Annotated in this window: 13 protein-coding genes; 2 read left to right on the top strand and 11 right to left on the bottom strand. The window is 62.5% G+C overall.

Going from position 1 to position 12,693, the window contains the following annotated elements:
• Positions 1-112: 112 nt before the first annotated feature.
• Complete coding sequence (locus AB4Z32_RS07450) at positions 113-733, bottom strand: TMEM175 family protein (RefSeq protein ID WP_441935290.1); 621 nt, start codon at positions 731-733, stop codon at positions 113-115.
• Positions 734-1,003: 270 nt separating this feature from the next.
• Here AB4Z32_RS07450 and AB4Z32_RS07445 point away from each other — a divergent pair, with 270 nt between their 5' ends.
• Positions 1,004-1,192, top strand: coding sequence for a hypothetical protein (locus AB4Z32_RS07445; RefSeq protein WP_441935289.1), 189 nt, complete (start codon positions 1,004-1,006; stop codon positions 1,190-1,192).
• A gap of 29 nt (positions 1,193-1,221) precedes the next feature.
• On the opposite strand, the gene AB4Z32_RS07440 is transcribed toward AB4Z32_RS07445, so the two are convergent.
• From AB4Z32_RS07440 to AB4Z32_RS07405, 8 genes are all read right to left on the bottom strand, one after another.
• Positions 1,222-1,521 carry a DUF3144 domain-containing protein gene (locus AB4Z32_RS07440; protein ID WP_441935288.1) on the bottom strand — a complete coding sequence of 100 codons (300 nt, stop codon included), beginning with the start codon at positions 1,519-1,521 and terminating at the stop codon, positions 1,222-1,224.
• An 82-nt stretch (positions 1,522-1,603) separates the two neighbouring features.
• Positions 1,604-2,140 (bottom strand): hypothetical protein, encoded by a 537-nt coding sequence (locus tag AB4Z32_RS07435; RefSeq protein ID WP_441935287.1) that lies wholly within the window; start codon positions 2,138-2,140, stop codon positions 1,604-1,606.
• On the bottom strand, positions 2,130-2,738 hold the full coding sequence (locus AB4Z32_RS07430) for a hypothetical protein (RefSeq protein WP_441935286.1): 609 nt from the start codon (positions 2,736-2,738) through the stop codon (positions 2,130-2,132). The genes AB4Z32_RS07435 and AB4Z32_RS07430 overlap by 11 nt, the downstream gene beginning before the upstream one ends.
• The gene (locus AB4Z32_RS07425) at positions 2,735-3,403 is read right to left on the bottom strand and encodes a hypothetical protein (protein ID WP_441935285.1); all 669 of its coding nucleotides are present in this window, start codon (positions 3,401-3,403) and stop codon (positions 2,735-2,737) included. Before AB4Z32_RS07425 ends, AB4Z32_RS07430 begins: the two co-directional genes overlap by 4 nt.
• 62 nt (positions 3,404-3,465) lie before the next feature.
• Positions 3,466-4,653 (bottom strand): GNAT family N-acetyltransferase, encoded by a 1,188-nt coding sequence (locus AB4Z32_RS07420; RefSeq protein WP_441935284.1) that lies wholly within the window; start codon positions 4,651-4,653, stop codon positions 3,466-3,468.
• Positions 4,654-4,891: 238 nt separating this feature from the next.
• A complete protein-coding gene (locus tag AB4Z32_RS07415) occupies positions 4,892-5,095 on the bottom strand; it encodes a SlyX family protein (RefSeq protein ID WP_441935283.1) in 204 nt (67 codons plus the stop codon).
• A gap of 92 nt (positions 5,096-5,187) precedes the next feature.
• Positions 5,188-7,428 (bottom strand): DUF4214 domain-containing protein, encoded by a 2,241-nt coding sequence (locus AB4Z32_RS07410; RefSeq protein ID WP_441935282.1) that lies wholly within the window; start codon positions 7,426-7,428, stop codon positions 5,188-5,190.
• Positions 7,429-7,609: 181 nt separating this feature from the next.
• The gene (locus tag AB4Z32_RS07405) at positions 7,610-9,673 is read right to left on the bottom strand and encodes a UvrD-helicase domain-containing protein (protein WP_441935281.1); all 2,064 of its coding nucleotides are present in this window, start codon (positions 9,671-9,673) and stop codon (positions 7,610-7,612) included.
• Positions 9,674-9,838: 165 nt separating this feature from the next.
• Here AB4Z32_RS07405 and AB4Z32_RS07400 point away from each other — a divergent pair, with 165 nt between their 5' ends.
• On the top strand, positions 9,839-10,324 hold the full coding sequence (locus AB4Z32_RS07400; RefSeq protein WP_441935280.1) for an SRPBCC family protein: 486 nt from the start codon (positions 9,839-9,841) through the stop codon (positions 10,322-10,324).
• A gap of 34 nt (positions 10,325-10,358) precedes the next feature.
• Here the strand turns inward: AB4Z32_RS07400 and AB4Z32_RS07395 are convergent, their stop codons facing one another.
• Together AB4Z32_RS07395 and AB4Z32_RS07390 are read right to left on the bottom strand one after the other, a co-directional pair.
• A complete protein-coding gene (locus AB4Z32_RS07395) occupies positions 10,359-11,795 on the bottom strand; it encodes a dihydrolipoyl dehydrogenase (protein WP_441935279.1) in 1,437 nt (478 codons plus the stop codon).
• 60 nt (positions 11,796-11,855) lie between these two features.
• A complete protein-coding gene (locus AB4Z32_RS07390; protein WP_441935278.1) occupies positions 11,856-12,692 on the bottom strand; it encodes a hypothetical protein in 837 nt (278 codons plus the stop codon).
• Position 12,693 lies beyond the last annotated feature (1 nt).

Raw genomic sequence — 12,693 nt, 5'->3', positions numbered from 1 at the left:
TAATCGGACGCTGCCGAAGCGTGCCCGGCAGCAGGTGCGCCGAAGATCATAGCAGGCTTATTGCCGCGTCGTCATATTGATGTGTTGCAATCCGCCGTATTGACGGCATCCGTCAGGACGCCTCTTTCCTGGCTTCTTCCGCCTCCTCTTCCTGGATCTCCTGGACCACTTTCTTCTCGATGCGCCGGTCCGGAATCAGCCACATCACGGCCACGGCCGCATACACCAGGAAGCCCAGCCAGGCGGCAAACCAGGACAGCGCCACCCCGGCCAGGTAGAGGACGATCGAGATCTTGCCCTTGCGGTCGTCGCCAATGGCTTCGGCCAGGGTCGTGTTCTTGTCGTGGTTGCGCACCAGGCCGCGCACCAGCAGCGAATACGACACCGCGCACATGAACAGCACGAAGCCATAGGTGGCGGTCGGCCCGGTCTCGAAATGGTTCTCGCCCGTCCACGCCGTCACGAAGGGAATCAGGGACAGCCAGAACAGCAGGTGCAGATTGGCCCACAGGATGCCGCCGCTGACTTCCTTCACCGCGTGCAGCATGTGGTGGTGGTTGTTCCAATAGATCCCGATGTAGATGAAGCTGAGCACGTAGCTCATGAAGACGGGCCACAGCGGCAGCAAGGCCCTGAAATCGGGGCTGTGCGGGACTTTGAGTTCCAGCACCATGATGGTGATGAGGATGGCGATGACGCCGTCGCTGAAGGCTTCCAGCCGGTTTTTTCCCATGACAGTCCTATGTCGTCGTACTGCTCAGCATACTCCACCATCTTTGCTTGTTCCCGCACCGAGGCCCATAGGCGCAATGATGATGCGTCAAGTGTTGGACGGCAGCCAACTCAACCATCACAAGAATGACTGAGAAACCAGCAGATAGCATCCGAAAGCTGATCCGTCCCTGCGAATAAGCGCGATTCCGCGACTGGCACGCTTCCTGCACTCGACGGTAATTGTGTCCGGCACCGTGCCTGGCATCGCCAATTATTCTAGGAGATATACATGAACAAGCTGACGATCAAGGACCTGGACATCGCAAGGGAACTCGACAAGCATCAGATGACCGCCTTTTCAGGTGGCATGGGACGCACACCGCAGCAAATCCTGGCGTGGGAAATGACGGGCAAGCCCGCAACCTGGCAAGGACTGGTTTTGGGGGACGATAACCGGCTGCATGTGCCGACGATCTGAGAGCCCCCATGCGGCGGGAAGGGAATCGCTTACTGCGACGGCGTTCCGATATCGTATTTGCCGAGATTCGCAATGAAATCGTCCAGATTCTCCGCCATCATCTTGCGGAACTGATCGGTGAAATACTCGAGTGCCCGCTCCTTTTCCTGCTGCATGTGTTCCGGACCGCTCGTGGTGCGCGCGACGATGAAGGCATTGAAGCGTGCCGAGGCGTACATGGTGGAGGCGCAGACTTCGCTGGGGTCGGCGGAATCGCACTGGGTGTTGGCCTGGTCGATCAGGGCGTTGACGCGGGTCCAGAACTCCGGACCAGGGGCTTGATTACTCATGATGTATATACCGTGGATGAAAGCCCTGAACGTCAGAGCAAGAAATAGACTGTAGCATAAGCAATACGCTGCCCAAGGCCGGTCAAGACCCGCCAGGCAGGAGCGCAGCGGCGATCAATATCAGCCACAGCACCGCGCCCGCAATCACCCAGGCCCAGTTCGCCTTCGACAGCCGGTCGTTGCCCTTCCCTTCCGGGTCGCCGCAGCTGAGGTTGATCTTGTCCTGCGCCACCAGGAAGGGCGGCAGCAGCACGAACACGCTGGCGATCGAGACGAGATCGCCGGCCGTGCCGCCGATGAGGACGTCGATGGCGTTCGCCAGCAGCATCAGCGCGACCAGGATGCTCGCATGCCAGCCGCTGCGCCAGCCGGCGACTTGCGGCAGCGCATGGCCATAGGCTTTGACCTTGCGGAACAGCGCATGCGTGAAAAACATCCAGAACACGGCGCGCGGCACCGGCGAGACCATGCTGCCGAACTGCGAGGCTTCCGGATGCCTGCTCTTGTAGCGATCCCAGTTCTTGTAATACCAGTACAGGACGTAGAGCGAGGACGTCGCCAGGAACAGGATCGCCAGCTTGCGCTTCGACACCACGTAGAAGTCGGGCTCAGCCTGCATGGGAATCCGGTAGTTGAAGGCCGTGCCTGTCGAGGATGTCGCGGATGCGCGCCCGGTTCGCCGCCACGATGCGGTACAGGGTGCGGTAGTGGTCGTCCTGCCAGAAGGCCAGGATCCGCTTTTCCTCGCTTGCTCCCAGCACCTTGCGCACGCCGTCCAGCTCGATGCAGATCACCAGCAGGTGGGAATACGAACTGTCGGCGCTGTCGGCGCCTTCCGGGTAGCCGACCGGCAGGTCCGGATACATCGCCTTCAGCTCGGCCAGCGCCGCTTCCGTCCGGCGCGGATGGCGCTCGAGCCACCAGTGGGTCTGCTCGTGGATGAGGGTGGAGAGGAACAGGCCGTCGTCGTCGGTGTGGCGCGTGTTCAAGGTCAGCACCGGGTGGCTGTGCGGGATGGCGCCCTGCTCGAACACGATCTCGCGGGTCTGGATCCAAGGGTCCAGCGCATGCGCGGCCAGCACGCGCTCGAACTGGGCGCGCGCCGCCCGCTCGCGGGCATTGCCGTGCGCCAGGCGCAGCGTGAAGCCGGCGGCCTGCGCCTGCAGCCCGACTGCCAACCCGGCCAGCGCGCAGAGTGTCAGCAGGCGCCGCTTCATGGGCTGTCGAAGCAGGCCTGGCAAGCGGCGTCCGTGAACCTGGCCTGGCAGCTGCGTTCGCCCGGGAATTTCTTTTCGATGTCCTTGTACGATGCACAGGTGGCCGCAGACAAGGTCGTAATGACCGGCTGCTGCGTCACGACGCCGGATTTGTTGGTGACGCTGAGGCGCTGGCCGTTGCCATCCGAGCGCATCTCGATGCCGCCGCCCTTGTTCCACAGGCCCAGTGCGCTGGCCTGGCTCTCGTCGGGACCAGCCACGAACAGCGCGGATTGGCGGTATTTGGAATCCAGGGTCAGCATGACGTTGCTGCCGACATCCTGGGTGACATAGCCGCCGCGTTCGATGCCCTCCTCGTCGTACAGCATCACGCCGGCCGCTTTCGAGCCGCGCTTCGAAACACGGCCGCCAGCCATGACCGCATCCGGCAGATCGCCGCTCAGGCGGGCGCGCACCACGCCCTTGCCGTCGACGACCACGACTTCCCTGGCCCGCACGCTGTCGAAGATGGCGTCCTTGATGCTGCCGCCTGCGATCGCGCCGCCACCGGCAATCAGGAGCAGTCCGAGTGCCCAGGCCCGGTTTTGCCGTGCGAGCCGTTTATGCAGGCGTGCGTTTTCCTGCTCGCAGGCGAGGATTCGTCGTTCGAGGTCGGCGATACTCATGCAGTACATCCTGTTATCCAATAAACATGACCCACCTTATTGGATTTATTAGCAGAATGCAACTATTTGCTCGCCTGCCTGCGCTCCTTCAGCCGCTTGCGGGCTGTCTTGACACGCGCGATCAACGCTTCGTTCATCCGGTTCTGGACGCTATAGAGCTTGAACAGCAGGTCGGCCATGCCATGGCGGCGGCACAGCAGCAGTTTGCCGCGCCGCTGCAGCACGTGCGTGGAGCGGAATTCCTGGTTCGGCGTCCCGTAGCCGAAATCGGCGTGGGTGAAATTGAAATGCACGATCGCATCCTGCAGGGCCAGGTGGATGATGCTGGTGCCGATCGACAGGTTCATGTACTCCTGGGCGCAGCAGATATTGTGTACGTGCCACACCTCATCCGAGTGCGTGCCCAGCACCAGCGCGACCGTCTTGCCGCCGCACTGGAGCAGGTAGGAATGCAGCAGGCCATTGCGCGCCAGGTTCTCGAGCTTGACCTGCGAACTCTGGACGGAGAAGTCCTCGGCGTTCATCAAGGTCCGCATGGCGTCCACCAGGGCTGGGACCTGGTCCGGGTGCTCGATCCTCACCAGGCTGACCTCGCCCGCTTCCTTGGCCAGCAGCCGCACCTGGCGCGAGAGGTTGTAGCGCTTCTTGGAGCTGAACTTTTGCAGATAGGTCTCGACGTCTTCCGGCAGGGGCACGGTATGACAGTTTTGCCAGCCGTTGAGGACGTGACGGGACAGCCCCTTGCCGCCAACCGTATGGGCCAGTTCCTCGGGCATCGCCTGCATCAGCAAGGCCTGGCAGTCGGGATGACGCTGCAGCAGACTGTTCAGGACGAAACTGGACAGGCCTTCCTCGCCCGCATCGATCAAGGGCACGCTGCCGAGCAGCTGGTAGACGGGCACGGTACGCTTGAATACGGTCAGCGGACCGAGGCGGACGCTCACCTTCTGCGTCATCCGGCGTCCCGGGACGATCCCGACGATGCGTGTATCGCTGCAGCGGCGGATGACATGAAGTTCGCAGGGGCCCGCGCCGTCTTCCTTGGTTTCCTGCAGGTATTTGAAAAACGCCGGCAGCTGGTACAGCTTTTCCGGACTACGGCGCACCTGCAGCAGGCGGTGCCATGCGGCCTGCACGTCGGAACGCTCAAGGTCGGTTGTGGAAGGGATGAACTCGAACCGTTGTGCCGTCTCGGTGCGGCGCAAGAAGACCGGCAATTCCGGGGCGGTCCATGCGGCGGTCTCTGGCATTTCTTTGGTATGCGGAACGAATAATTTCACATGGACCTCGCACGAAACAACTCAACCAACAGAAATGATGGAATTGATTGTATTTACACTGTGCGATGATCATACCTTGAGGGAACTCAACAGTACAGTAATTTTCGACTAACTAAACATTAAATTTCGTTAACTTGTGGCTCATAAAATACGGCATTCAATCTGGATGAGCCATGTGCTTTTCATCACGATATGATGAAATTGCCGCTTAGTAATGCGGCGGCTTTTCGTTCACCGGCCCTTGCCCGGCGTCGCGCAGAACGCGGACATGCTCGGCCAGCTTGGCCACCATGGCCTCCAGCTGGTCGATACGGCGTCCCTGCTCGTAGATGGTCTGGTTCAGCGACTCGACCAGGTTTTCCTGGTGGGCCAGCTTGATCTCGATATCGATGAAACGGTCTTCGTCGCTCACGGCGTTTCCTTAAATGAAAAGAGCCGCATTATGCCAGCGGCTCTTGAATGGGGCCGGCGCATTCCGCGCCGGCATGCCGCCGGATGGCCCGGTCAGGCCTGGTGCCAGGGCGTGAACTCGATGCCCGTCTTGAATGTGCCGACCACGTTTACCTGGTTCTCGAGGCTCTCGCTGAAATCGATCAGCATCTGGGTACGCACCGCAGCCTTGTCCGGATTGCTGTTATTGCTCAGAGTATCCATCCAGTACTTGAAGCCATCGGGCTCCGGATCGCGGTGCAGCACGTTGTTGTACAGCTTCGTCACGAAAGTCGCATCGGTCGGGTTGGCGCCGTACAGGGTGTTGAACTCGGGCTGGTTCATGAATTCGCGGGCCACGTCGGTGATGGGGCTACCGCCTTCCATTCGCCACATCCAGTAACCCATGCCTGCGGCCTCGGCCGGACGTCCGAGGACGGCCGTATAGAGGCGGAAGATCTGGCCGGCGATGCCGTCGATGTCCAGCGCCAGCCAGCCGTCGTCGAACTGGACGCGCTCGACATTGATCAGCGAATCGTGGCCGTTATTGCCGGCTTTATCGGTGATGCCGTAGCCCCAGGCCTCCTGGGCCACCGTGTAGTTGGTGCGCGAACCGGCGTAGACGGCGGTGTCGATGCCGGCGCCGCCATCCACCGCGTTGTTGCCCGCCCCCGGCTTGAGTGTATCGTTGCCGCTAGTGCCGGTGATGTTCGCCGAGCTGTTGATGGTCCAGCTCGCGCGGGAGGCGGCGCTGGTGCCGTTGTCGGCCTGGTCGAGCGAAACCACGCTGACCGTGTAGTTGCCGTTCGGCAGAGGCGAAGTCGGCAGGTGCCATGTGCCGTCGCTGCCGACCGTCGTACGTGCGATCGTCTGCAGGTCGCCGGCGCGCACCAGCTCGATCGTGGTGCCGGCCTCGCCCGTACCGTTGAACGTGACCTGGTTGCTGCCGTTCAGATCGCCGGGCAGCGGGTCATAGGTCGGCTTGACCGGCGGCGTGGCATCGACCTTGAAGCCTACCGCATCGCTGGCCACAGAAACATTGCCTGCAGCATCGGTCGCGGTGGCAAAGACCGAATAGTTGCTGCCATCCGCAAAGGCGTTGAGCTTCAGCGTGTACAGGCCGTTGGCGTCGGCCGTCGCCGTGCCTACCAGCATATTGTTGTCGCTGGTAAAGATCTTCACGATCGAACCGGCTTCGGCCTTGCCGGTCACGAGCGGCGTGTTGCCGGTCGTGTAGCCGTTCACGTTCTTGGTGACCACCATGGTCGGCTTGGCAGGGGCCACGGTGTCAGCCGCCAATACATCGGCACGGGTCGCGCTCATGTCCGCAAACTTCAGGATCTCGATCGAGCGCAGGGTGTCGATGCCGTCGATGCCGTCCTTGCTCGTCACCGTCATGTCGCCATTCGGCAGTTCTGCGAAAGCGTAGTTGCTGCGAACGCCGCGGAACACGGCGGTATCGATTCCATTTCCTCCATCAATCATGTCATTGCCTCCATCGCCTTCAAGCGTGTCATTGGCGTCGGTACCCGTCAGGGTATCCGGGCCATTCGTACCCGTGATATACCGGGCTCCGGTTGTCGAATTGATGCCTAGTGCGCCGCCGAGACCATCCTTGCCGTAGAGCCAGTTCAGGGCTGCGACGTCGTATTGCTGGTATGTCGTATAGGGTCCACCGAAGTTGGTGTACGACATCAGGGTATTGCTGGTGTTGTCTTGCGCCGCCGGCAGGACGATCGGGTTCGGGTTGTCGTCGTTCGGATCCCAGAACGAATGCTTCAGGCCGAGCGCATGTCCCATTTCATGCAGCAGGGTCTGATACCCTCTTCCGCCAGGCGTCAGGTTGCTGTTGGCCGCGCCGAACTGGACATTGTCGAGATAGACATAGGCATCCGCGTCGTAGCTGACCAGCCTGTTGGTGCCGGGCTCGTACTGGTACGTGCTTTGCCAGCTGCACAGTCCGGTGACATTGCTGGTGATGATGTCCGCATTGCAGAGGTGGATCTGCGCAGCGTCGCCATTGCCGGTTTCGACGAAGTGAATGCCGGTCAGCGAATTCAGATAGCCGCCATCCTTCAACAGCTCCCGTACCGCGGCTTGCTGGGCGGCTGAAAACGCCTGCTGGTTTCCGTAAAAAATACTCTGTGTATTGGAAGCGCTCTCATTCCCTGAAGTCACGGAAAACGTGAAATAGAGAACATTGCTCTGTCCGGAAGCAGTCGTGAAATAATTCCAGTCAGGCCCCGTATCGAGCAAGGCGTCGATATGGTTCAGTCCAGAAGTGGGAATAACGGTGATGTCGGATACGGTTGCCATTGTTTAACGTCAATGTTGATTGTGACAAAGTCACTTCAGGAAAGTATTTCCTGCTCAACAGTTGAAGTCAAATGAGAATTCAATCGTGCGCACCCCTTGGCATCCCATCAAGGCTTATTCGCAACGAATGATTTTGAACATTTGCCGTCGTTAAACTGATGTCAACGTCCGGCAAATGTTTCTAGCTGGCAGTCTTTGGCGTCGCCAGCAAGGCCTTGAGGTTGGCCAGGCGCGCCTTGGGGCTCAGTACTTCATCTTCTTTGGGCGGCGCGTCGCCGACCTCGAGCGCCATCTCCTTGATGAAGCGGGACGGGTCGCAATGCATCAGTTCGCCCGCGCGCTTGCGCTTCTTGCACCAGGTAACGTGCAGGGTGCGCTGGGCGCGCGTGATGCCGACGTACATCAGGCGCCGCTCTTCCTGGATGCGCGCGGCGATGCGCTCGACGGGGTCGTCCGGATCGCCCTTGTGCGGCAGGATGCCCTCCTCGACGCCGACCAGGTAGACGTGCGGATACTCCAGGCCCTTGGATGCGTGCAGGGTCGACATGCGCACCGCGTCCTGCTCCTCGTCCTGGCCTTCGAGCATGGACATCAGGGCCACCATCTGGGTCAGCTCGAGCAGGTTCTTCTCTTCGCCGTCACGCTCGCGCCCGCCGCGTCCGCGCTCCTTCAGCCAGTTGGTGAACTCGAGCACGTTCTGCCACCTGGCCTGGGCCGCCTTGTCGTCGAAGTTCTCGTACAGGTAGTGCTCGTAGTTGATCTCTTTCATCATGTCATCGAGCAGCTCGGCGGCGTGATCGCCGCTGCCGGACGGGCCGGGACGGGTGGCGCGGTCTTCCAGCTCATTGATCCAGTGGCAGAACTCGCGCAGCGGGATCAGCTGGCGGTCCTGCAGCCGGGCTTCGAGGCCGCCCTTGAAGGCGGCCTCGAACAGCGAGCAGTTCCACTGCTTCGAGACTTCGCCCAGCACCTCGATGGTGGTCATGCCGACCCCGCGTTTCGGGGTCGTGATGGCGCGGATGAAGGCCGGGTCGTCGTTCTGGTTGGCGATCAGGCGCAGGTAGGCGATCACGTCCTTGATCTCGGCCTTGTCGAAGAAGCTCTGGCCGCCCGAGATCGTGTACGGGATGCGTTCCTTGCGCAGCGACTGCTCGATGATGCGGGCCTGGTGGTTGCCGCGGTACAGGATCGCGTAGTCCGTCCATTTGTTCTTGCGCTGGAAGCGCTCGGACGAGATCATGATCGCCACCTGGTCGGCCTCGGTCTCCTCGTTCGGCATGCCCAGCACCTTGATCGGCTCGCCCAGGCCGTGTTCCGACCACAGCGCCTTCTCGAACAGCTTCGGATTGTTGCCGATGACCGCGTTGGCGGCCTGCAGGATGCGGGTGGTCGAGCGGTAGTTCTGCTCGAGCTTGATGACCCGCAGGTCCGGGAAGTCGGTCTGCAGGGTTTTCAGGTTTTCGACCGAGGCGCCGCGCCAGGCATAGATCGCCTGGTCGTCGTCGCCCACCGCCGTGAACATCGGCTTCTTGCCGAGGCCCGTCACCAGCAGTTTCACCAGCTCGTACTGGCAGGTGTTGGTGTCCTGGTACTCGTCCATCAGCAGGTAGCGCAGGCGGCGCTGCCAGCGGTCGCGGATCGGCTCGTTATTCCGGAACAGTTCCACCGGCAGGCGGATCAGGTCGTCGAAGTCGACCGCCTGGTAGGCCTGCAGGGTCGCCACATAACTGCGGTAGATGCGCCCGGCCTGGGCTTCGTCTTCGTCGCGCGCGTCACGGATCGCGTCCTCGGGGTCGACCAGGCCGTTCTTCCACAGCGAGATCGCGTTCTGGATGCGGCGGATCTCCTGCTTGTCGGTGGTGACGGCCAGGTCGGAGACGACGGTATAGCAGTCGTCGCTGTCCATGATGGAAAACTTGTCCTTCAGGCCGACGCCGGCCGCCTCCTGGCGCAAGATCTTGACGCCCAGCGAGTGGAAGGTCGAGACGGTCAGCTGCTTGGCCTGCTTGGGCTGCTTGAGCAGCTTGCCGATCCGCTCCTGCATCTCGAGCGCCGCCTTGTTGGTGAAGGTGAGCGCGGCAATCGTGCGCGGATCGTAGCCGCGATGCTCGATCATGTAGGCGATCTTCTGGGTGATCACGCGCGTCTTGCCGGAGCCGGCGCCAGCCAGCACCAGGCAAGGGCCGTCGAGATAGAGCACGGCTTCGCTCTGCGGACCGTTGAGGCCGAAATTCGGTGTCGACATGGGATAATTCTTGCAGGACTGCCAGTGGGTGAGCTCATCATTTTAACGAAGCTCGGCCATGCACGCCGAAAACATTTCAGGAAAAGTGCATGAGGTTGTGGCTTGTCAGCACGCTATCCGCCACCATATAGCGCTTTTACCGCTGTCCATGCGAGAGACAAGAACATGAAATTTGAACACCTGATCGAGATTAACGACCCGCTCAACCCCCTCGCGGACACCATGACCCGCGAACAACTGTGGCGCGGCCTGGTGCTGCGCGCCGAAGACCCGAAGATGTTCATGCCCCACCTGGACGAGTGCACGATCGGCGAGCGCCAGAGCGGCAGCTTCGCGCGCCGCCTGCGCTACGGCCAGCTGGTGATCGACGACGTAGTGCACCTGAGCCCGCTGCAGGAAGTGCGCTACGAAGTCCCGGCCCAGGGAGAAATCCCCGCCTCGCGCATGACCATGACGATCGAAGCGCCGAGCGAAGGCGTGATGTGGGTGCGCTTCCTGTACGACGACGGCAATGTGTCCGCGACCGACGAGATGGGCAAGATGTACGAGGACTTCAAGAAATCGGCCTACCAGGAGGCCGATATCGATACCATCAAGATCGTGCGGCAGCTGGCTTCCGAGGGTAAGCTGGATACCAGCTACCTCAATTAATCAACTTCACGCGTGGGCACGCCGTGCCCACGTGTTACGTGCCCGGCTCGACCTCGTCCGGATCGATGTCGCTGCCCCCCTTCACGATATTCGCCGCCAGGTCGCGCAGCGCGGTGCGCACGCCCTCTTCCACCACCGGGTGATAGAAGGGCATCTCCAGCATCTGCTCGACCGTCAGGCGCGACTGCACGGCCCAGGCCAGCAGGTGGCCGATGTGCTCGCCGCGCGGGGCGATCATCTCGGCGCCCAGGAAGCGCCCGGTGCCGTATTCTCCGTACACCCGCAGCATCCCCTTATTCTGCAGCATGACGCGGCTGCGGCCCTGGTTCTCGAAGGACACCTGGCCGATCGCGAACTTCGGCTTGCCCGGCGCGCACAACTGCTTGTAGCTGGCGCCCAGGCTGACGATGTTCGGTTCCGTGAAAGCGATCGTCAGCGGCGCGCGGCGCAGGCCTGGACGGATGTCCGGGTAGCGGCCGGCATTGTCGCCGGCGATCTTGCCGTGGTCGGCCGCTTCCGGCAGCACCGGACGCTCGTTGTTGGCGTCGCCGGCAATGAAGACATGGCTGTTCCCGCACTGCATGGTGCGGCTGTCGAACAGCGGCACGCCGTTGGCGCCCAGTTCCAGGCCCAGGTGCTCGATGCCGATCCCGGCCACGTTGGGCGTGCGCCCGGCCGCCTGCAGCACGTACTGGAAGCGCATCGGGCGTTCCTCGCCGTTCTGGCGGATGGTCAAGGCGACCTCATCGCCGTCCTGCACGGCGCTGACGATCTCGGACTGGAAGTGCAGGTCGATCTCTTCGGCCAGCGCGCGCCCGGCATTGCGCAGCACCACCGGGTCGGTCAGCTGGGCCACGCTGCCGCCGCGCGCGAACACGCTCACGCGCACGCCCAAGCGGCTGAGCGCCTGGCCCAGCTCCAGCCCGATCACGCCGGTGCCGATCACGGCCACCGAACGCGGCAGGTCCTGCCAGTAAAACACGTCGTCGCTGGTAATCAGGCCGGGGCCGACGTTTTCCAGCTTCGGCAGCCTGGTCGGGGTCGAGCCGGTGGCGATCACGATGCGCGCGGCCTCGACTTCCGTATGGTCGTCCACCACCAGGGTATGCGGACCGGTGAAGCGCGCATAGCCGCGCAGCTTGTCCTGGTCCGGGATATTGTCCACGCCTTCCAGCACGAAGCCGACGAAGCGGTCGCGCTCGCGCCGCACGCGCTCCATCACGGCCACGCCGTCGACACGCTTTTCGCCGGCGTGCACGCCGAAGCCGGGCGCGGCATCGATGAAGTGCGCGGCCTCGGCGGCGGCGATCAGGAGCTTGCTGGGCATGCAGCCCACGCGCGCGCAGGTGGTGCCGTAGGGCCCGCCCTCGATCATGACGGCGCGCGCGCCCTGGGCTTTCGCGGAACGGTAGGCCACCAGGCCCGCGGTGCCGGCGCCGACGATGGCGACATCGACCTTCATTTTCTGCATAGTCATCTCCGGTAGTTCGCGGACATGACGATACGCTATTTTCGCGAAACGCTCAGGGCATCACTCGAGTTGGAAGATGTAGCGGACATAGAACACCGCTTCCGCCGGAATGCCGCCGGGCCTGGGATAGCGGCGCAGGGCCCGGTCGGCGACGGCGCCGAGCGCTTTCTCGAAGCCGCCGGTCACCATCGAAGTCTCGCGGTCGCGCAGCATGTCGCCATTGAAAATCCCGAGCAGCCGGTACTCCTGGGTGTCGCCTTTCTTCAGCTCGATCTTCGGCACCGAGGGCAGGAAGCGCAGCGTCACCTGCCCGCCTACGCCGTAGGCCTGCGCCGGCGCCGGGTACCTGATCTCGGCCGACAGCATCGACATCACCCCGACCACGTAATTGCACATGGCGAGCTGCCATTGCGGCCAGGTCTGCAGCTCGGCGACGAAGCGGTCCATGTTGTCGCTGGCCGCCGGGCTGACCGCGCATGGCGCCAGGACCTGCTGGCCCGGCGATGCCTGGATGCGCCCCTTGCCGGACCACCAGATCGCGGCCGCGACGTCGGCGCCGTTCTCCGGCGCGGCATAGCCGGCCGCCATGCGGTCGGCCGCTTCCTTCATGCCGCTCTGGTAAGCCTGGGAGTAGAACAGCACCGCGCGGTTCCAGTCGCGTTTCACGCACACGGCGTGTTCGTACATGGTACCCGCCAGCAACGAGACTTCGGCATGACCACGCTTCAGCCCGGCCTTCAGTTCATCGACCGCGCCGACACAATCCCTGGCTTCGATCCGGCTGGTGACGGCGGCCGCCGATTCCTGGCCAGGCGTGGCGGCGCCCGCGCATGTGCAGAGCGGCAGTGCGAGAACGCCTGCGAACAGGCGTAGGAGCAAGGCGAGGCGGCACGGCATG

This window comes from Massilia sp. 2TAF26 (genome assembly GCF_052115005.1).
GTDB lineage: Bacteria > Pseudomonadota > Gammaproteobacteria > Burkholderiales > Burkholderiaceae_D > Telluria.
This window is presented reverse-complemented; position numbering and strand designations above follow the sequence as displayed.

What these genes read in the sequence shown, in the direction of transcription:
- AB4Z32_RS07435 (WP_441935287.1), bottom strand. Translation starts at nt 2,140, where the DNA reads ATGCAGGCTGAGCCCGACTTCTACGTGGTGTCGAAGCGCAAGCTGGCG.
- AB4Z32_RS07420 (WP_441935284.1), bottom strand. Translation starts at nt 4,653, where the DNA reads ATGCCAGAGACCGCCGCATGGACCGCCCCGGAATTGCCGGTCTTCTTG.
- AB4Z32_RS07395 (WP_441935279.1), bottom strand. Translation starts at nt 11,795, where the DNA reads ATGCAGAAAATGAAGGTCGATGTCGCCATCGTCGGCGCCGGCACCGCG.
- AB4Z32_RS07425 (WP_441935285.1), bottom strand. Translation starts at nt 3,403, where the DNA reads ATGAGTATCGCCGACCTCGAACGACGAATCCTCGCCTGCGAGCAGGAA.
- AB4Z32_RS07445 (WP_441935289.1), top strand. Translation starts at nt 1,004, where the DNA reads ATGAACAAGCTGACGATCAAGGACCTGGACATCGCAAGGGAACTCGAC.
- AB4Z32_RS07390 (WP_441935278.1), bottom strand. Translation starts at nt 12,692, where the DNA reads ATGCCGTGCCGCCTCGCCTTGCTCCTACGCCTGTTCGCAGGCGTTCTC.
- AB4Z32_RS07405 (WP_441935281.1), bottom strand. Translation starts at nt 9,673, where the DNA reads ATGTCGACACCGAATTTCGGCCTCAACGGTCCGCAGAGCGAAGCCGTG.
- AB4Z32_RS07450 (WP_441935290.1), bottom strand. Translation starts at nt 733, where the DNA reads ATGGGAAAAAACCGGCTGGAAGCCTTCAGCGACGGCGTCATCGCCATC.
- AB4Z32_RS07410 (WP_441935282.1), bottom strand. Translation starts at nt 7,428, where the DNA reads ATGGCAACCGTATCCGACATCACCGTTATTCCCACTTCTGGACTGAAC.
- AB4Z32_RS07440 (WP_441935288.1), bottom strand. Translation starts at nt 1,521, where the DNA reads ATGAGTAATCAAGCCCCTGGTCCGGAGTTCTGGACCCGCGTCAACGCC.
- AB4Z32_RS07430 (WP_441935286.1), bottom strand. Translation starts at nt 2,738, where the DNA reads ATGAAGCGGCGCCTGCTGACACTCTGCGCGCTGGCCGGGTTGGCAGTC.
- AB4Z32_RS07400 (WP_441935280.1), top strand. Translation starts at nt 9,839, where the DNA reads ATGAAATTTGAACACCTGATCGAGATTAACGACCCGCTCAACCCCCTC.